This is a genomic window from Mycolicibacterium alvei, from assembly GCF_010727325.1.
Taxonomy (GTDB): Bacteria; Actinomycetota; Actinomycetes; order Mycobacteriales; family Mycobacteriaceae; genus Mycobacterium; species Mycobacterium alvei.
Window position 1 is genome coordinate 4,348,613 of sequence record NZ_AP022565.1, and the last position, 17,176, is coordinate 4,365,788.

17 protein-coding genes are annotated in these 17,176 nt (G+C 66.7%); 11 read left to right on the forward strand and 6 right to left on the reverse strand.

Going from position 1 to position 17,176, the window contains the following annotated elements:
* Positions 1 to 660 (reverse strand): 5,6-dimethylbenzimidazole synthase, encoded by a 660-nt coding sequence (bluB, locus tag G6N44_RS20785; protein WP_163667039.1) that lies wholly within the window; start codon positions 658 to 660, stop codon positions 1 to 3.
* A gap of 181 nt (positions 661 to 841) precedes the next feature.
* Between bluB and G6N44_RS20790 the strand changes: the two genes are divergently transcribed.
* Genes G6N44_RS20790 through G6N44_RS20805 form a run of 4 tightly spaced genes read left to right on the forward strand, consistent with a single transcriptional unit; the run spans position 842 to position 4,519 of the window.
* A complete protein-coding gene (locus tag G6N44_RS20790; RefSeq protein WP_372508216.1) occupies positions 842 to 1,750 on the forward strand; it encodes a metal ABC transporter solute-binding protein, Zn/Mn family in 909 nt (302 codons plus the stop codon).
* Positions 1,750 to 2,526: a metal ABC transporter ATP-binding protein gene (locus tag G6N44_RS20795; protein ID WP_163667043.1), complete on the forward strand. Its 777-nt coding sequence runs from the start codon at positions 1,750 to 1,752 to the stop codon at positions 2,524 to 2,526. Before G6N44_RS20790 ends, G6N44_RS20795 begins: the two co-directional genes overlap by 1 nt.
* Positions 2,526 to 3,407, forward strand: a complete 882-nt coding sequence (locus G6N44_RS20800) for a metal ABC transporter permease (protein ID WP_163667044.1) — start codon at positions 2,526 to 2,528, stop codon at positions 3,405 to 3,407. Before G6N44_RS20795 ends, G6N44_RS20800 begins: the two co-directional genes overlap by 1 nt.
* Before the next feature lie 11 nt (positions 3,408 to 3,418).
* A complete protein-coding gene (locus G6N44_RS20805; RefSeq protein ID WP_163667046.1) occupies positions 3,419 to 4,519 on the forward strand; it encodes an Rv3575c family transcriptional regulator in 1,101 nt (366 codons plus the stop codon).
* Positions 4,520 to 4,558: 39 nt separating this feature from the next.
* Here G6N44_RS20805 and otsB read toward each other — a convergent pair whose 3' ends face one another.
* Both otsB and kstR read right to left on the reverse strand, forming a co-directional pair.
* A complete protein-coding gene (gene otsB, locus G6N44_RS20810; RefSeq protein WP_163667049.1) occupies positions 4,559 to 5,338 on the reverse strand; it encodes a trehalose-phosphatase in 780 nt (259 codons plus the stop codon).
* A 3-nt stretch (positions 5,339 to 5,341) separates the two neighbouring features.
* Positions 5,342 to 6,019 carry a cholesterol catabolism transcriptional regulator KstR gene (gene kstR, locus G6N44_RS20815; RefSeq protein ID WP_163667051.1) on the reverse strand — a complete coding sequence of 226 codons (678 nt, stop codon included), beginning with the start codon at positions 6,017 to 6,019 and terminating at the stop codon, positions 5,342 to 5,344.
* A gap of 201 nt (positions 6,020 to 6,220) precedes the next feature.
* Between kstR and G6N44_RS20820 the strand changes: the two genes are divergently transcribed.
* The gene (locus G6N44_RS20820) at positions 6,221 to 8,362 is read left to right on the forward strand and encodes an acyl-CoA dehydrogenase family protein (RefSeq protein WP_163667053.1); all 2,142 of its coding nucleotides are present in this window, start codon (positions 6,221 to 6,223) and stop codon (positions 8,360 to 8,362) included.
* 15 nt (positions 8,363 to 8,377) lie between these two features.
* On the opposite strand, the gene G6N44_RS20825 is transcribed toward G6N44_RS20820, so the two are convergent.
* Together G6N44_RS20825 and G6N44_RS20830 are read right to left on the reverse strand one after the other, a co-directional pair.
* A complete protein-coding gene (locus G6N44_RS20825; RefSeq protein WP_163670201.1) occupies positions 8,378 to 8,947 on the reverse strand; it encodes a hypothetical protein in 570 nt (189 codons plus the stop codon).
* A gap of 28 nt (positions 8,948 to 8,975) precedes the next feature.
* Positions 8,976 to 10,043 carry a ferredoxin--NADP reductase gene (locus G6N44_RS20830; RefSeq protein WP_163667055.1) on the reverse strand — a complete coding sequence of 356 codons (1,068 nt, stop codon included), beginning with the start codon at positions 10,041 to 10,043 and terminating at the stop codon, positions 8,976 to 8,978.
* Between the two features lie 168 nt (positions 10,044 to 10,211).
* Between G6N44_RS20830 and hsaA the strand changes: the two genes are divergently transcribed.
* The 6 genes from hsaA (at position 10,212) to G6N44_RS20860 (ending at position 16,541) form a co-directional block, all read left to right on the forward strand.
* The gene (gene hsaA / locus G6N44_RS20835; protein ID WP_163667057.1) at positions 10,212 to 11,402 is read left to right on the forward strand and encodes a 3-hydroxy-9,10-secoandrosta-1,3,5(10)-triene-9,17-dione monooxygenase oxygenase subunit; all 1,191 of its coding nucleotides are present in this window, start codon (positions 10,212 to 10,214) and stop codon (positions 11,400 to 11,402) included.
* Between the two features lie 3 nt (positions 11,403 to 11,405).
* Positions 11,406 to 12,272, forward strand: a complete 867-nt coding sequence (gene hsaD, locus G6N44_RS20840) for a 4,5:9,10-diseco-3-hydroxy-5,9,17-trioxoandrosta-1(10),2-diene-4-oate hydrolase (protein WP_163667059.1) — start codon at positions 11,406 to 11,408, stop codon at positions 12,270 to 12,272.
* A 3-nt stretch (positions 12,273 to 12,275) separates the two neighbouring features.
* On the forward strand, positions 12,276 to 13,187 hold the full coding sequence (hsaC, locus tag G6N44_RS20845; protein WP_163667061.1) for an iron-dependent extradiol dioxygenase HsaC: 912 nt from the start codon (positions 12,276 to 12,278) through the stop codon (positions 13,185 to 13,187).
* A 13-nt stretch (positions 13,188 to 13,200) separates the two neighbouring features.
* Positions 13,201 to 13,770, forward strand: a complete 570-nt coding sequence (gene hsaB / locus G6N44_RS20850) for a 3-hydroxy-9,10-secoandrosta-1,3,5(10)-triene-9,17-dione monooxygenase reductase subunit (RefSeq protein WP_055117943.1) — start codon at positions 13,201 to 13,203, stop codon at positions 13,768 to 13,770.
* 182 nt (positions 13,771 to 13,952) lie between these two features.
* A complete protein-coding gene (locus G6N44_RS20855) occupies positions 13,953 to 15,446 on the forward strand; it encodes a hypothetical protein (protein WP_235682827.1) in 1,494 nt (497 codons plus the stop codon).
* 255 nt (positions 15,447 to 15,701) lie between these two features.
* A complete protein-coding gene (locus G6N44_RS20860) occupies positions 15,702 to 16,541 on the forward strand; it encodes a mycofactocin-coupled SDR family oxidoreductase (protein WP_163667064.1) in 840 nt (279 codons plus the stop codon).
* Here G6N44_RS20860 and G6N44_RS20865 read toward each other — a convergent pair.
* Positions 16,534 to 17,127 carry a TetR/AcrR family transcriptional regulator gene (locus tag G6N44_RS20865; RefSeq protein WP_055117939.1) on the reverse strand — a complete coding sequence of 198 codons (594 nt, stop codon included), beginning with the start codon at positions 17,125 to 17,127 and terminating at the stop codon, positions 16,534 to 16,536. The genes G6N44_RS20860 and G6N44_RS20865 overlap by 8 nt on opposite strands.
* Positions 17,128 to 17,176 lie beyond the last annotated feature (49 nt).

The window sequence follows — 17,176 nt, forward strand, 5'->3', positions numbered from 1 at the left end:
TTAGGGCGACGGCTCGGCCGGCCAGCTGTTCTGGGCGACGAACTCGGGCAACGGGCGCCCGACCGTCCAGTGTTCGATCTCCAGCACCGGCCGGTCCGGGAATTCGGGTACCGGGCCCAGGCACAGGATCGCCACCGGCTCGGCGTCGTCGGGCATGCCCATCAACCGGGCCAGCGGCAGCGGCTCGAAGATCGACACCCAGCCCATGCCGAGTCCCTCGGCGCGGGCGGCCAGCCACATGTTCTGGATGGCGCAGGAGACCGAGGCCAGGTCCATCTGGGGCAGGGTGCGCCGACCGAAGATGTGCCGATCGCGGTTCTCGCCGAGCGCGACGACGAACAGTTCGGCGCAGTCGAGGATGCCCTCTACCTTCAGGGCCAGGAACTCGTCGCCGCGCGAGCCGAGCGCATCGGCGGTCCGGATTCGTTCCTGGTCGACGAGGGCGTGGATCTTGCGGCGCAACTCGTCGTCGGTGATCCGGATGAACCGCCACGGCTGCATCAGGCCGACGCTCGGGGCGGCGTGGGCGGCGTGCAGCAGGCGGCCGAGGACCTCGGGCGGCACCGTGCTGCCGGGGACGAACCGGCGCATATCCCGGCGTTCGGCGATGGCCCGGTAGACGGCGCGACGTTCGTCGGGGCTGAAGGCATGCTCGGACACGATTGGAGCTTATGGGGTGGCCAGGCTGGGACCGAGTTGCGGTGGCGGCCGGCAGGGCCGCCCTGCAGGATCCGACTTCGCCTACCGCTCCGCGGCGATGCGCAAGGTCTGGGGTGTGGGCCATCGGACCCCGGTGTGCGGCCACTAATGAAAACGGTTATCGTTACTGGGTGATGTGGTCGTGAACCTCAAGCTCTACGCACTGGCGGGCCTGCTGCTCGTCACCCCGCTGGCCGCCTGCGGCTCCGAAGAGGCCCAGCCCGAATCTGCCGGCAACTGCGTGACGACACCGGTCAACGTCGTCGTCAGCGTCGACCAGTGGGGCGACATCGTGTCCGCCCTGGGTGGTGACTGTGCCAAGGTGACCACCGTAATCGCCGGGTCGTCGGTCGATCCGCACGACTTCGAGCCCGCGCCCGCCGACGCGGCGAAATTCCAGGGCGCCCAACTGGTCGTCGTCAACGGCGGGAACTACGACGCATGGGCCAACAAACTGGCACAGAGCGCCGCGCCGAATGCCATCGTCGTCTCGGCCGTCGGCCAGTCCGACGAATCGTGGGCCAACCCACACGCCTGGTACAACCCCGCCGCGGTCAGCGGCGTCGCCGACACCGTCACCGAGGAACTCGGTCAAGCGGCTCCCGAGGCACGGGATTACTTCCTGGCGCGCCGGGCCGAGTTCACCACCGCGATGCAGCCCTACCAACAGCTGATCGCCGACATCAAGGCCAAGGCGCCCGGCAAGCGCTATGCCGCCACCGAAGTGCTGTTCGACGATATGGCGGCCGCGCTCGGCCTGGTCAACCAGACTCCTGCCGGGTTTCAGGCGGCCGTGTCGAACCACACCGACCCGTCACCGGCGGATCTGGACGCATTCCTGCGACTGCTCTCCGATCACGGTGTCGATGTGCTGATCTACAACACCCAGACCGAGGGCGCGCTGCCCAAGCAGATCCGGGCCGCCGCCGAGAGTGCCGGGATTCCGGTTGTCGATGTCACCGAAACGGTGGCGCCCGGAGCGGATTCGTTCGAGGCTTGGCAGGTGAACCAACTGACCGCGCTGGCCAAGGCGCTCGGAGTCCAGCCCTAGTGTCAACGGACGCGCCGCCGCCCGCCGTCGTCTTCGACGACGTCAGCGCTGTGCGCGGGGGACGGCTGATCTGGTCGGAGGGCACCTTCGAGATCCCGACCGGCGGCATCGTCGCGCTGATCGGCTCCAACGGGTCGGGCAAGTCGACCATGCTGCAGGTCATCCTGGGCCTGCTGCCCGCGGCCTCGGGTTCGGTGCGGGTGATCGGCGGCGCGCCGGGTGAACACAACGATCTGATCGGCTACGTCCCCCAGGACTACGCCGCAGGCGCGGGGGAGGCCATCCGGGCCCGCGGTGCGGTGACCCTCGGGCTCACGGGGCGTCGCTGGGGTTTCACCCGCACCTCGGCCGCCGACCGGGCCCGGGTCGACGAGGCCCTGGGGTGGGTCGAGGCCACCGGGTTCGCGAACATGCGGTTGTCGGAGCTGTCCGGAGGCCAGCGCCAGCGCGTCGCCCTGGCGAATGCCCTTGTCGGACATCCGAAAATGCTCATTCTCGATGAGCCGTTGGCCGCACTCGACCTGCGCAACCAACACGAGATCGTGCAGCTGCTGGCCAAACTCAACAAGGACCTGGGTGTGACGATTCTCGTTGTCGCACATGACCTCAATCCACTGCTGAGCGTGCTCGACAGTGCGATCTACCTGCTCGACGGGCACGCACACCACGCCGCGATCGACGAGGTGGTGGACGCCGACCTGCTGACCCACCTCTACGGAACCCAGGTGCAGGTGGCGAACACCCCGCTGGGGCAGATGTACATGAGGAGCGTGTGATGTCGGCCGGTCTGGCTGCTGCTGGAGCGTTCGCCCAAGGCAATCTGGCACTGGGCTACCAGCACAACTGGTGGCAGATTCTGACGTCGGTGTTCATGCGCAACGCGTTGATCGGCGGCACTTTGGTGGCGCTGGCCGCCGGCCTGATCGGCTATTTCGTCATCGTCCGCAACACCGCCTTCGCCGCGCACGCGCTGGCCCACATCGGTCTGCCCGGCGCCACCGGCGCGGCGCTGCTGGGGCTTCCGGTCGGATTGGGGCTGGGAGCGTTCTGCATCGGCGGCGCGCTGGTGATCGGGGCGCTGGGCAGCCGGGCCTACGACCGTGAGGTGGCCACCGGCACCGTTCTGGCGCTGGCCACCGGTTTCGGCCTGTTCTTCAACTCGCTGGCCACCAAGAATTCGTCCACCCTGACCAATGTGTTGTTCGGGAACCTGCTGGCCATCACCCACCAGCAGTTGCTGATGTTCGCCGCACTGTTGGTGGTGTTGGCCGCCGCGGTCGTATTCGTCTTCCGCCCACTGCTGTTCGCGTCGGTCAACGCGCAGGTGGCCGAGGCCAAAGGGGTGCCGGTCCGGGCGTTGTCGGTGCTGTTCATGGTCCTGTTGGGAATTGCGGTGACGATGGCGGTGCTGGCGGTGGGCACGCTGCTGCTGTTCGCGCTCGTCGTCACCCCGGCCGCGACGGCGATCATGGTGACGGCCCGGCCGATTCTCGCGATGGCGATCTCAACCGGGATCAGCGTGGCGTCGGTGTGGGCGGGGCTGGCGGTTTCGGCGATCTTCAACATGCCGCCGAGCTTCGTGATCGTCACGATCGCCTGCGGGATCTGGCTGGCGGTGTGGACGGTTGACCGGGTGCGGAATTCGGAGATCCACTAGCCTCAGAAAGCATGCCAAGGAGTCCTCACCCGCCGCGGCGGGCCACCCTGGCTTCGTTGGCGGCCGAACTGAAGGTTTCGCGGACCACGATCTCCAACGCGTACAACCGGCCTGACCAGTTGTCCACCGAGCTTCGCGACCGGATCTTCGATGCGGCCAAGCGGTTGGGCTACGCCGGACCGGATCCGGTGGCCCGGTCGCTGCGCACCCGGCGGGCCGGTGCGGTGGGACTGATCATCACCGAGCCGCTCAACTACTCGTTCAGTGATCCCGCCGCGCTGGATTTCGTTGCCGGGCTTGCCGAATCCTGCGAGGCGGCTGGGCAGGGGCTGTTGTTGGTGGCCATCGGTCCCAACCGCAGTTTCGAGGACGGTTCGGCGGCCGTACTCGCCGCGGGTGTCGACGGATTCGTGGTGTATTCGGCCTCCGACGACGATCCGTATCTGTCGGTGGTGCGTCAGCGGCAGTTGCCCGTCGTGGTGGTCGATCAGCCTAAGGACGTTCCCGGGGTCTCGCGGGTCGGCATCGACGATCGCGGCGCGATGCGGCAATTGGCCGAGCATGTGCTCGAACTGGGTCATCGCGACATCGGCCTGCTGACCATGCGGCTGGGTCGCGACTGGATACACGCCGGCACGAAACCCGCACTGGCAGATCCAGATCGGGTTCTGACTCCGCACTTCCATGTGCAGCGCGAACGGATCCACGGGGTGTACGACGCGATGGCAGCTGCCGGCCTGGCGCCGGACAGGCTGACCGTGGTGGAGAGCTACGACCATCTGCCGACGTCCGGCGGAGCTGCTGCCGAGGTGGCGCTGGACGCCAACCCCCGCATCACCGCGCTGATGTGCACCGCCGACGTACTGGCCTTGTCGGCCATGGACTATCTGCGTTCCCGCGGCATCTATGTGCCCGGGCAGATGACGGTGACCGGTTTCGACGGGGTGCCCGACGCGTTGCGCCGAGGCCTGTCCACGGTCGTGCAGTCCAGTATGGCCAAGGGGCGCAGAGCCGGTGAATTGCTGCACAATCCGCCGCGGGACGGGCTGCCGGTGATCGACGTGCTGGAAACCGAGGTGGTGCGCGGCCGGACGTCTGGCCCGCCGGCCTGACCTCTTCTCAATTCGCCGAAACGGTATTCCAGCAGATGCCTACTCGGCCTTTTCCTGCCGGAATACCGTTTCGGCGGAGCGGCGCGCGTCGAGCAGGTATTTCAGTGCGGCCGCAACATCTTCGGGCTCGTCCACCCGGTACCCGGCCAGCGTCTGGCCCGGTCCGACCTTGACGCCCACGTCGCCGTCGCGCAGCCGCCGGAACGCCTTCTCGTCGGTGACGTCGTCGCCGAAATAGATCACCGTCGACGCGCTGTGCTCGTCGCGCAGGACGTCGATCGCCTCGCCCTTGTCGGTGGTGATCACGGCGAACTCGAGGACGGCCTTGCCCTCGGTCAGCTCGGCCTCCCAGGCCGCTGACGCCGCACGTGCCTGCGCGCACGCGGAGTCGGCGTCGGCAGGTTCGGCGTTGCGCACGTGCAGGGCCACGCTTGCGGGTTTGATTTCGACGGTCACCCCGGGCCGGTTACGGGCGATCGCGGTGAGTTCGGCGGCGATCTGATCGAGCCGGGCGCGATCGATCGGGTGGGCGAATCCGGAGTCGAACTCGGCGCCGTGGCTGCCGACGAGGTGCACTGCCGTGGGCATGCCCGAAAGATCCCGCAGTACCTCGAGGGCGCGCCCTGAGATCAGGGCGGTCGCGGTGCCGGGCAGGTCGGCGAGTGCGATGAGCGTATCGGCGGCGTCGCGCAGCGGGCGCGCGTCGGCCGGGTTGTTCACGATCGGGGCGAGGGTGCCGTCGAAATCGGAGGTGATCAGCAGCCTGGGTATGCGTGCGGCCCGGGCCAGTGCGTCCTGGAGTTCGACGGGAAGGGTCACCCGTCAGATCTTAGGTTTGTCCTCGGCGCCGATCAGCAATCGCACGGCCAGATCCAGTCGCTTGCTGACGTCGGTGGCCGAGGCGCGCCGGGTCAGCCAGGCCAGCAGGTTGGACAGCCATACGTCCGAGATGACGCGGGCGATGTGGTACTGGTCCTCGGTCGGCTCGCCGTCGCTCATCGCGCGGGCGAACATCGAGTCCATCAGTTTGCCGACATGATCGACCTCGCCCGCCGCGGAGGCGTCGGCGAAGACGAAGGCCCGCGTCATGGCCTCGGTGAGCAGCGGATTGCGCTGCATGGCCCGGTTCAGCTTGCCGACCATGAAGCTCAGCCGCTGGTAGGGGGTGCCACCGGCGAGGGCGGCCCGGTCGGTCTTGGCGTCGATGCGCTCGAACTCGCGGCCGAGGGCGGACACCAGCAGGTGAACCTTGGACGGGAAGTAGCGGTACAGCGTGCCGACGGCGACATCGGCGCGTTCGGCCACGGCCCGCATCTGGACGGCTTCGTAGCCGCCCTTGGAGGCGATGGCCAGGGTGGCGTCCAGGATGCGCTTTCGGCGCTCCCGCTGAGCTTCTGAGCCGAGTTCGGATTCGGCGAGGACGGCCACGTTCAGGACCTCACGCGGTCGGGTGTCTGACCCGGACGGTTCGCTGCCTGCCTGTTGTGGTGCGCTGGACATGCGGTGTGTGGCCCCCTCTCGTCGCGTACGTTGTCGAAAACGATACGCACGGCGAACTCCTTCTTCGCACCTCCGCGCCGTCAAACACACGGACGTGTCCTGCTGTTATGCGGTTCGACTTGACGGTCGAACACTGTCACCATTAGAACACGTTCTAGTGGGAAGCACGGACTTCTCGCGTGAGGGGCTAGGAGGTCCACCATGGCCGGCGCATCTGCCACCATCACCGACGAGCAGTTTGCCGCCCGCGACCTGGTACGGAGCTGGGCTGCCGCAACCGACACCGCCGCGGCGGTCCGATCCGGTGAAGATGATGCCGATGCCTGGCGCAGTCCCTTTCAGGGTCTCGCCGAACTGGGGATCTTCAGCGTTGCCGTGCCGGAGGACAAGGGCGGGGCCGGCGGCACGGTCGAGGACCTGTGCGCCATGGTCGACGAGGCCGCCGCCGCGCTGGTGCCCGGTCCGGTGGCCACCACGGCACTGGCCACCCTGATCGTCACCGACGAGGCCGTACTGGAGGCACTGGTATCGGGTGAGCGCACCGCCGGTGCGGCGCTGGACGCGGACCTGACGCTGTCCGGTGACTCCGAAACCGGCACCGTCTCGGGCACCGCCGAGTACGTCCTGGGCGCCGACGCCGCCGGGGTCCTGCTGCTGCCTGCCGGGGACCGCGTGGTGCTGGTCGACGCGAGTGCCGCAGGGGTGAGCATCGAACTGCTCACCGCCACCGACTTCTCGCTGCCGCTGGCCCGGGTCGTGCTCGATTCCGCACCCGCGCAGGTGCTCGACGTCTCGCCGCAGCGGTTCTCCGACATCGCCGCCACCGTGTTGGCCGCCGAGGCCGCCGGGTTGGCCCGCTGGACCCTGCAGACCGCGACTGAGTACGCCAAGGTGCGCGAGCAGTTCGGCAAGCCGATCGGTAGCTTCCAGGCCGTCAAGCACATGTGTGCCGAGATGCTGTTGCGCTCGGAGCAGATCTCGGTGTCGGCCGCCGATGCGGCGCGTGCGGTGTCGGAGTCCGATGATTCCCAGCTGTCGATCGCTGCCGCTGTGGCGGCCGCCGCGGGCGTCGGCGCGGCCGAGGCCAACGCCAAGGACTGCATCCAGGTGCTCGGCGGTATCGGTATCACCTGGGAACACGAGGCGCATCTGTATCTGCGTCGCGCGTACGGGATTTCGCATGCACTCGGTGGCCGGCGTCGGTGGATCCGCCGGGTCTCCGCACTGACCCAGCAGGGTGTGCGTCGTGAACTTCGGATCGACCTGGACTCGGTGGCCGACCTGCGTCCGGAGATCAGTGCCGCGGTGGCCGAGGTGGCCGCGTTGCCGGTGGAAAAGCGGCAGGTGGCCCTGGCCGAGTCCGGTCTGTTGGCCCCGCACTGGCCACGTCCCTACGGGCGCAACGCATCTCCCGCCGAGCAGCTGCTGATCGATCAGGAGCTTGCCGCAGCCGAGGTGGTGCGCCCGGATCTGGTGATCGGGTGGTGGGCAGTGCCGACCATCCTGGACCACGGCAGCGCGGCACAGATCGACCGGTTCGTGCCGGGCACCCTGCGTGGTGACGTGGCCTGGTGCCAGCTGTTCTCCGAGCCGGGCGCCGGGTCGGACCTGGCTGCGCTGCGCATGAAAGCTGTTCGCGCCGAAGGTCCGAACGGTGAGCCGGGGTGGAAGCTGACCGGCCAGAAGGTGTGGACCTCGGCGGCGCAGAAGGCGCACTGGGGCGTGTGCCTGGCGCGCACCGACGCCGACGCCCCGAAACACAAAGGCATCACCTACTTCCTGATCGACATGTTGACGCCGGGCATCGAGATCCGCCCGCTGCGGGAGATCACCGGTGACGAACTGTTCAACGAGGTGTTCTTCGACGACGTGTTCGTGCCCGACGACATGGTGGTGGGCACCGTCAACGACGGCTGGCGGTTGGCCCGCACCACGCTGGCCAACGAGCGGGTGGCGATGGCCGGCGGTACAGCACTGGGCAATCCGATGGAGGAACTGCTGCAGACCCTCGGCGCGCAGCCGGATGTCGACCCGGCCGATCTGGACCGCCTCGGCGAATTGATCCTGACGGCCCAGGTGGGGTCACTGCTGGACCAGCGGATCGCACAGTTGGCGGTCAGCGGCCAGGACACCGGTGCACAGGCCAGCGCGCGGAAGCTGATCGGCGTGCGTTATCGCCAGACGCTGGCGGAGTTCCGGCTGGAGCTGTCCGATGGCGGGGGCGTGGTACGCAACCGCGAGGTGCACGATTTCCTCAACACGCGCTGCCTGACGATCGCCGGCGGCACCGAGCAGATCCTGCTGACCGTTGCCGGTGAGCGCCTGCTCGGGCTGCCGCGCTAATCCCGCAGACGCCGGTCAGAATCCCGTCTGCGCACAGGCCGGGGGAGTGGCGAGGTTCACGCCGCCCCAGACCACGTGGATGTCTGAGCAGATGATGAACTGATCCTTGGTGTTCGGTTGGCCGGTCCGCCAATCGGTCGGGGTCGATACGCCCTCGATGCTGAAGCGTTCGATCGGCCCGCCACCGAAGTAGGTCGTCGAGATCTCGACCTTGTTGACCGACCGGAGCAACCGTGACAACACGTTGTCGTGGTTGGAGCCCTTGATCTCCCGGGGCATCCCGGCGGGCGCGCTGTAGGACGCTTCCTGCCACGTGTCCTTGTTGGAACTGCGCAGGGTGATCGTCTGACGTGCCCACGCATCACCGGGGAATCCGATGGGGCCGTCCGGCGTCAGCAGGTTGGCCGATGTGTTGAACGTGCACTGCGTACCCGCGCAGTCCGCGCTGACGTGCATCTCGATCGTGCCCTGGGGGCTCGGGATCGAGCTGACGGCCGAGTTGGAGGCGGCCGTGGCCGACGTGGGGAACGCCAGCGCAGCCGCGGTCAGCACTGCTGCCGTGCTCGCTGCAGAAAGCCTGTTGATCGTCATCGTCAAGAAAGGTATCCGCTCGTTACTCGTCGTAGGTGACTTCGACTGAATCCGACACCGGTCTGGCCTGACAGCCCAGGATCAGGCCCTCTTCCAGATCGGACGGTTCGAGTACGTCGTTGATCTTCATTTCGACGTCCCCGGACTTCTTGAGCACCGCACAGGCGCCGCAATGACCTTCGCGGCAGGAGAACGGGGCGTCCAGGCCCTTGTCCAACAGGACGTCGAGCAGTGTGGCCGACCGTGGCCACCGGACCTCATGGGTGGCGCCGTCCAGGGTGACGATCGCGGTGGCGGGGCCCTCGTCACTGTCGTCTTCTTCGATGACCACGGCGGCGAACGGGTCGGAATCCAGCGACTTGAACACCTCGATGTGGATGCGCTCGTCGGCGGCGCCGGCCTGCTGCAGCGCCTGCTCGGCAGCGGCCATGAACGGTCCGGGCCCGCAGATGAAGGCCTCGCGAGTGGAGTAGGGCGCGACGAGCGCGGCCAGTGCGGCGGCGCTGGGCAGGCCTTGCACGGTCTCCAGCCAGTGCACGACGGTGAACCGGTCGGGGTACTTGGCGGCCAGTTCGCGCAGGGTCGCTCCGAAGATCACCGAGTTCTCGTCGCGGTTGGCGTAGACCAGGACGACGTTGCCGGTGCCCTCGGCGAGCGCCGACTTGCAGATCGCCATCATCGGGGTGATGCCGCTGCCGGCGGCCAGCAGGAGGAAGTCGGTGTCGAGGTTGCGTGGCACGAACGTCCCCGACGGGGCCAGCACGTGCATCTTCATCCCGGCGTGCGCGTTGTCGCACAGCCAATTCGACGCGTAGCCGTCGGCGGTCCGTTTGACCGTGACGGTCAGCTGGTCATCGGTGACCGGCGAGCTGGACAGCGAATAGCAGCGCGCCACCGAGCCGGTGCGGTCGCTCGGCACGCGCAGGGTCAGGAACTGGCCAGGGGAGTAGCGGAGCCTTTCGGAAGGGATCGCGGGATCTCCTGGACCATCGGGTACGGAGAACACGATCGACCGTGCGTCGGCAGTCTCCTCGATGACTGCGCTGACCTGCAGTTCGAGCACATGGCTGCCCAGTGGCTCATCGGTCACGGCTGGCCCCTCTCTTCACTCATAACTAGAACAGGTTACAAAAACGTACTTGCCCAGGTCCAGCCCTGCATTGCCAGGCCCTACTCGACACAAATCGTAACGTGTTCTAATCTCTGTCTAGGCGGTCAGCTCGCGCTTATCGCAGTCCGATTCTTGGGAGGCATTTCCGTGACATCCATTGAACAGCGTGACGTGCAGGCAGTTCTGGCCGGCATCGACGAACTGCTGCCGACGCTGCGTGAGCGCGCTCAGGAGACCGAGGATCTGCGCAAGCTGCCCGACGCGAACGTGAAGGCGCTGGAGGACATCGGGTTCTTCAGACTGCTGCAGCCCGAGCAGTGGGGTGGCCTGCAGTGCGACCCGACGGTGTTCTACGAGGCGGTCCGGCGGCTGGCCAGCGCCTGCGGTTCCACCGGTTGGGTGGCCGGCATCATCGGCGTCCACAACTGGCACCTGGCCCTGTTCGACCAGCAGGCCCAGGAAGACGTCTGGGGTGAGGACACCGCGGTGCGGATCTCCTCCTCCTACGCCCCGATGGGCGCCGGTGTGGTGACCGAGACCGGCGACGGCTACATCGTCAACGGCTCCTGGAACTGGTCCTCGGGCTCCGATCACGCCAGCTGGGCCTTCCTGGGCGGCCCGGTCATCAAGGACGGCCGGCCGGTCGACTTCGGCAGCTTCCTGATCCCGCGCACCGAGTACCAGATCGATGACGTGTGGCACGTGGTCGGCCTGCGCGGCACCGGCAGTAACACGATCCCGATCAAGGACGTGTTCGTGCCCAAGCACCGCTTCCTGTCCTACAAGGCGATGAACGACGGCACCGCCGGCGGCTACCAGACCAACACCGCTCCGGTGTACAAGATGCCTTGGGGCACAATCCATCCCACCACCATCTCGGCTCCGATCGTCGGCATGGCCTACGGCGCCTACGAGGCTCACGTCGAGCACCAGGGCAAGCGGGTGCGCGCCGCGTTCGCCGGTGAGAAGGCCAAGGACGATCCGTTCGCCAAGATCCGGATCGCCGAGGCTGCCAGCGACATCGACGCCGCCTGGCGTCAGCTGTCGGGCAATGTCGCCGACGAGTACGCCCTGCTGGTCGCCGGTGAGGAGATCCCCTTCGAGTTGCGGGCCCGGGCGCGGCGCGATCAGGTGCGTGCCACCGGCCGTGCGATCGCCTCGATCGACCGGCTGTTCGAGGCCTCGGGTGCCACCGCGCTGTCCAATGATGCTCCGGTGCAGCGGTTCTGGCGTGACGCGCACGCCGGCCGGGTGCACGCGGCCAACGATCCCGAGCGTGCCTACCTGATCTTCGGCAACAACGAGTTCGGCCTGCCCCCGGCCGACACCATGGTCTGATACATGACTGCCACTCAAGAGATCACGTTCGAATCCACCTCGAGGTACGCGCAGGTCCGCGATGACATGCGGCTGCACTACCACGAGGCGGGCGATCCCAACGCGCAGACCATCGTGCTGTTGCACGGCGGTGGCCCCGGTGCCTCGAGCTGGTCGAACTTCGGCCGCAACATCGCGGTGCTGGCCGAGCACTACCACGTGATCGCGGTCGACCAGCCCGGTTACGGGCACTCGGACAAGCACACCGAGCACGAGCAGTACAACCGCTACAGCGCCAAGGCGCTGCTGGGCCTGTTCGACCACCTCGGTCTGCAGGGCCGGATCCCGCTGCTGGGCAACTCGCTCGGCGGCGGCACCGCGGTGCGCTTCGCGCTGGACTACCCCGACCGGGCGGGCAAGCTCATCCTGATGGGCCCCGGCGGACTCAGCGTCAACCTGTTCGCGCCCGACCCGACCGAAGGTGTCAAGGCCCTCGCGAAGTTCAACTTCGAACCGACGCGGGAGAACCTCGAGGCCTTCATCCGGATCATGGTGTTCGACCAGAAGCTGGTCACTCCGGAACTGGTCGACGAGCGGTTCGCCATCGCGAGCACGCCCGAATCGCTGGCTGCCACCCGCGCGATGGGTAAGTCGTTCGCCGGTGCGGACTTCGAGCTCGGCATGATGTGGCGCGAGGTCTACAAGCTGCGCCAGCCGGTGCTGCTGATTTGGGGCCGTGAGGACCGGGTCAATCCGCTCGACGGCGCACTGGTGGCACTCAAGCAGATTCCGAGGGTCCAGCTGCATGTCTTCGGGCAGTGTGGACACTGGGCTCAGGTCGAGAAGTTCGACGAGTTCAACCAACTCACCATCGATTTCCTTGGGGGTTAGCAGATGAGCATCAAGGCACTCGGCTACATGCGCATCGAGGCCACCGACGTGGCCGCCTGGCGCGAGTTCGGGCTGAAGGTTCTGGGCATGGTCGAGGGCTCGGCCCCTGACAACGTGGGCATCCCGGGCGCACTGTACCTGCGGATGGACGACTTCGCGGCCCGGTTGGTGATCGTGCCCGGCGACCGCGACCGGCTACTGATCTCCGGCTGGGAGGTCGCCGACGCACCCGCGCTGCAAGGTCTGCGCGAGACGCTGTCCAAGGCGGGCGTCGACTTCGTCGAGGGCACCAAGGACGAGATCCGCGAGCGCCGGGTCGAGGGCCTGATCCGGTTCTCCGATCCCGCAGGCAATGTCCTCGAGGCGTTCTACGGCGCCCAGTACCTGGGGCGCCGGTTCGTCAGCCCGTACGGCCACAAGTTCGTCACCTCCGAGCAGGGGCTCGGGCACGTCGTGTTGACCTGCGACGACGATGCCGCGGCACAGGCGTTCTACCAGGATGTGCTGGGCTTCAAGCTGCGCGACTCGATGCAGCTGCCACCGCAGCTTGCGGGTCGCCCGGCCGACGGGGATCCGATCTGGCTGCGCTTCTACGGCTGTAATCCGCGCCACCACGCGCTGGCGTTCATGCCGATGCCCAACCCGACCGGCATTGTGCACCTGATGGTCGAGGTGGAGAACTCCGACGATGTCGGGCTGTGCCTGGACCGCGCCAACCGCCGTAAGGTCAAGATGTCGGCGACGTTGGGCCGGCACATCAACGACAAGATGCTGTCGTTCTACATGAAGACCCCAGGTGGGTTCGACATGGAATTCGGTTGTGAGGGATTGGAAGTCGAGGACGAGAGCTGGATCGCACGCGAGAGCGTGGGCGTCAGCCTATGGGGCCACGATTTCTCCGTCGGGTTCAAGTGACACGGGCGTTCTCATGACCCAGGCTCAGCCGCTCGACCCGCGCACGTTCCGAAATGTGCTCGGCCAGTTCTGCACTGGCGTCACGGTGATCACCACCCTGCACGATGACGTACCGATCGGCTTTGCCTGCCAGTCATTTGCGGCGCTGTCGCTCGATCCGCCGTTGGTGTTGTTCTGCCCCACCAAGCAGTCGCGGGCGTGGCAGGCGATCGAGGCCAGCGGAAAATTCTGCGTGAACATGCTGCACGAGAATCAGCAGCATGTGTCCGCGCAGTTCGGCTCCAAGGCGCCGGACAAGTTCGCCGGAATCGATTGGACGCCATCGGAACTCGGCTCTCCGGTCATTGACGGCAGCCTCGCCCACATCGACTGCAACGTCCATTCCGTGCACGACGGCGGGGATCACTTCGTGGTGTTCGGTGCGGTGCATTCGCTGTCCGAGGTCCCCAAACGCAAGCCCCGGCCGCTGCTGTTCTACCGCGGCGAGTACACCGGGATCGAGCCGGACAAGAACACTCCGGCGCAGTGGCGTGATGATCTGGACGCATTCCTCACCGCCACCACGCCTGATACCTGGCTCTGACTTTTCGTCGTTGACACAGCCTGGGCCCTCTCCCTCGGGAGGGTGCCCAGGCTGCGTTTACGGCACCTTTCGCGTGCATTGACAAGCGGGAACTCAGGGTAGGCATACCTATTGCAATTTAGGCAAACCTAAGCTAATTTCTGGTCGTTCCTCAGTCAACTATCAGCTTTCAGGGAGTTTTTGTGCACCTTCCCGCCCTCTCCTCCGGTGAAACCCCGGCGGTCAGTCGCAAGGACAAGTTCCTTCTCGCCGGCGTCGCCATGGTCAGTGCCGGCGCCATCGCGGTAACCCCGGTCGCCCAGAACTCGGTGGTCGTTCAGCAGGCCCAAACCCTTGCCTACGATCTGACGGCCGTGATGGACGCCACCGCCTCGCCGACCGTCATCTACGGAGCGCTGGCCAACAACACCTTCACCAACCTCACCGGGCTGGGCGCAGCGCTCGCCGCCAATCCGGCCCCGTTGCTGAGCCAGGTGCTGGACAACCAACTGGGCTACGCGGCGAAGTTCGGCGCGGCGTTCGAGGCTGTCCCGGCCTCGCTGAAGACGTGGTACGAGGGCCCCAAGGGCAAGGTGATGCTGGAGAAAGCGCAGGCCCACCTGGTGGCCGGCGAGATCGGCGACGCGTACGAGTGGTTCAACCACTCCATGCTGTACGCGTTCCAGGGCGCTTTCGGCCCGCTGATCGCCCCCGGGTTCATCCTTTCGGGCATCCCGCGCGGCGGTACCGAGTACCTGACCGGAATTCCGGAACAGATCGCCCAGAACTTCACGAATCTGATCGGCGCGACCTTCACCTCGAGCGTGCTCGTCAGCGGTGTGTTCCAGGGTGCGTTCGGCGCGGTCAGCGGGACGATGTTCGAGCTCTCCCGAGTCGGTGAGGCGTTCTCCACGAGTGTGGCCGCCCAGGACATTCAGGGGGCGGCCAACGTCCTGGCGAACACGCCGGGCGTGCTGGCCAACGCCTTCCTCAACGGATTCGACTATGCCGACGCCGATGAGGAGGGTGCCGGCGGCGTCACCGAGTGGCCGGGCCTGATCAGGTTCGCCGTCCCCGGCCAGGCCGGACCGGGCGTCAAGGTCGTCGGCGGATTGCTGCAGAGTCTGTTCGTGGACATCCCGGCGAAGCTTGCCGCGGCCATCGACAACACCCCGGAAGGCACCGCGACGCAGCGGGTTGCGGCTGACCTGAGCAGTCCGGCACCTGCGGCCCTGCCCGCGCCCGCTGTTGAGGCTGTGAACGTCGAGACCCCGGCCGTCGAGGCGCTGAAGGTTCAGGCGCCGAAGGTTGAGGCCCCGGTTGCCGCGTCGCTGAAGGCTGAGACCCCTGCCGTCGCTGCCGTTCCGGCTGCCACGGATGAGGCTGCTGCCGGCTCCGTGTCCGGCCCGGCAACCGAGTCGGCAACCGGCACGTCGGTCACCGGCACGTCGGTCAATACCGAGGACGAGGCGAAGACCAAGGGCAAGACCAAGATCGCGGACCGGATCAAGGCCAAGGTCAGTGAGGCCAAGGAAGGCAGGCAGGCGAAGGCGAAGGAAGCCAAGGAGTCCAAGGCGGCGAAGGTCACCTCGAAGGAGACCAAAGCCACCTCGAAGGAAACCAAAGCCACGGAGACCAAGGGCGGCGATGCCGGCAAGTCCAGCGATTCCAAGGGGAACTCGAGCTCTGAGTCCTAGTAGGTAGCACGGTGTGTAGCTGGGCCCCATCCGTCAGGGTGGGGCCCAGTTACGTTTGGACGGATGGCCGCGCTACCGCTCGCCGCTTTCTGCGCCTGGGCTGCTCGCCGACGCGGATCACGACCCCACGGTAGAAATCGGGGCGCGGTCGGAAGCGTTCCAAAGCTGACCAGTTGATCAAACCAGCTCTTGACGAACATCTTGTGCTCTGCCAAAGTTTGATCAATCGATCAAAACATCGGCGAGAGGACACACATGACTGGTCGGGTAGAGGGCAAAGTCGCCTTCGTTACCGGTGCGGCGCGCGGACAGGGACGCAGTCATGCACTGCGATTGGCGCAAGAGGGTGCTGACATCATCGCGGTCGACGTCTGCGGCCCGGTCACCGACACCACTGCCATTCCGGCGTCCACGCCGGACGACCTTGCCGAGACGGCGGATCTGGTCAAGGGTCTCAATCGCCGCATCGTCACCACCGAGGTCGATGTCCGTGACTTCGCTGCGCTCAAGGAGGCCGTCGACAGCGGTGTCGAGCAGTTGGGCCGTCTCGACATCGTGGTTGCCAACGCCGGCATCGGCAACGGTGGCGATGTCCTGCACGAGACCAAAGAGTCCGACTGGGACGACATGATCGGCGTCAACCTGTCCGGCGTCTGGAAGTCTGTGAAAGCCGCAGTGCCGCACATTCTTTCCGGTGGACGTGGCGGTTCGATCATCCTGACCAGCTCGGTCGGCGGGCTCAAGGCCTACCCGCACACCGGTCACTACATCGCGGCCAAGCACGGGGTGATCGGTCTGATGCGCAGCTTCGCGGTGGAATTGGGGCAGCACTCGATCAGGGTCAACTCGGTGTGCCCGACGAACGTCAACACGCCGATGTTCATGAACGAGGGCACGATGAAGCTGTTCCGTCCCGACCTGGAGAACCCGGGTCCCGACGACATGGCCGTGGTCGCCCAGCTGATGCACGTGCTTCCGATCGGCTGGGTCGAGCCGGTCGACATCAGTAATGCGGTGTTGTTCCTGGCCTCGGATGAGGCCCGTTACATCACCGGTCTGCCGGTCACGGTGGATGCGGGCAGCATGCTCAAGTAGCGGCCTGATCGCTGCCGAACCGGCGCAGGAACCGCTCGACGAAGGCGCGGAACTCGGCGTGGCCCTCGGTCACGCCGACCGCCTCTTCGTTGCACAGGCTGCGGGCGGACTGGGTGAGCAGCATCGACATCACGACCGGCGGGAACTCATCCATGTCCACACCGTGGGCGCGCAGCACCCCGGCCATGGCCGTGGCCTCGATGTCGCGGACCCGCTCGGAGTAGGCCTTGAGTTCGGCGCCGATCTCCTTGCGGTGGTTGGCCAGCGCCATGAACTCGGTGTTGAGCCCGGTCACCCTGGAGTCGGAGTTGATCAGCCACAGCGCCCGGAGCGGATCATCGGCGGTGACGGCTTCGCGCAGCCGGGCCAGCGCCGCGTCTGCGCCGCTACGGAGCACCGAAACGAAAAGGTCGTCGAGGGTGTCGAAGTAGTAGTAGACCAGCGCCGAACGCACGCCGGCGACGGCCGCGATTCGCCGGGTGGTGGCCGCGGCGTACCCCTCGTCCCGGATGACCTGGGCGGTTGCCTCCATCAGGCGCCGACGGGTGCCCGCGTCCTTCTCTTTGGCGGCGCGTGCGGCCGGCATCAGTGTTGCTTCCGAAAATCATTGCCCGACAACAGTTGTTTATCGCCAA

What these genes read in the sequence shown, in the direction of transcription:
- G6N44_RS20800 (WP_163667044.1), top strand. Translation starts at nt 2,526, where the DNA reads ATGTCGGCCGGTCTGGCTGCTGCTGGAGCGTTCGCCCAAGGCAATCTG.
- G6N44_RS20805 (WP_163667046.1), top strand. Translation starts at nt 3,419, where the DNA reads ATGCCAAGGAGTCCTCACCCGCCGCGGCGGGCCACCCTGGCTTCGTTG.
- kstR (WP_163667051.1), bottom strand. Translation starts at nt 6,019, where the DNA reads ATGTCCAGCGCACCACAACAGGCAGGCAGCGAACCGTCCGGGTCAGAC.
- G6N44_RS20820 (WP_163667053.1), top strand. Translation starts at nt 6,221, where the DNA reads ATGGCCGGCGCATCTGCCACCATCACCGACGAGCAGTTTGCCGCCCGC.
- hsaD (WP_163667059.1), top strand. Translation starts at nt 11,406, where the DNA reads ATGACTGCCACTCAAGAGATCACGTTCGAATCCACCTCGAGGTACGCG.
- hsaC (WP_163667061.1), top strand. Translation starts at nt 12,276, where the DNA reads ATGAGCATCAAGGCACTCGGCTACATGCGCATCGAGGCCACCGACGTG.
- hsaB (WP_055117943.1), top strand. Translation starts at nt 13,201, where the DNA reads ATGACCCAGGCTCAGCCGCTCGACCCGCGCACGTTCCGAAATGTGCTC.
- G6N44_RS20860 (WP_163667064.1), top strand. Translation starts at nt 15,702, where the DNA reads ATGACTGGTCGGGTAGAGGGCAAAGTCGCCTTCGTTACCGGTGCGGCG.
- G6N44_RS20865 (WP_055117939.1), bottom strand. Translation starts at nt 17,127, where the DNA reads ATGCCGGCCGCACGCGCCGCCAAAGAGAAGGACGCGGGCACCCGTCGG.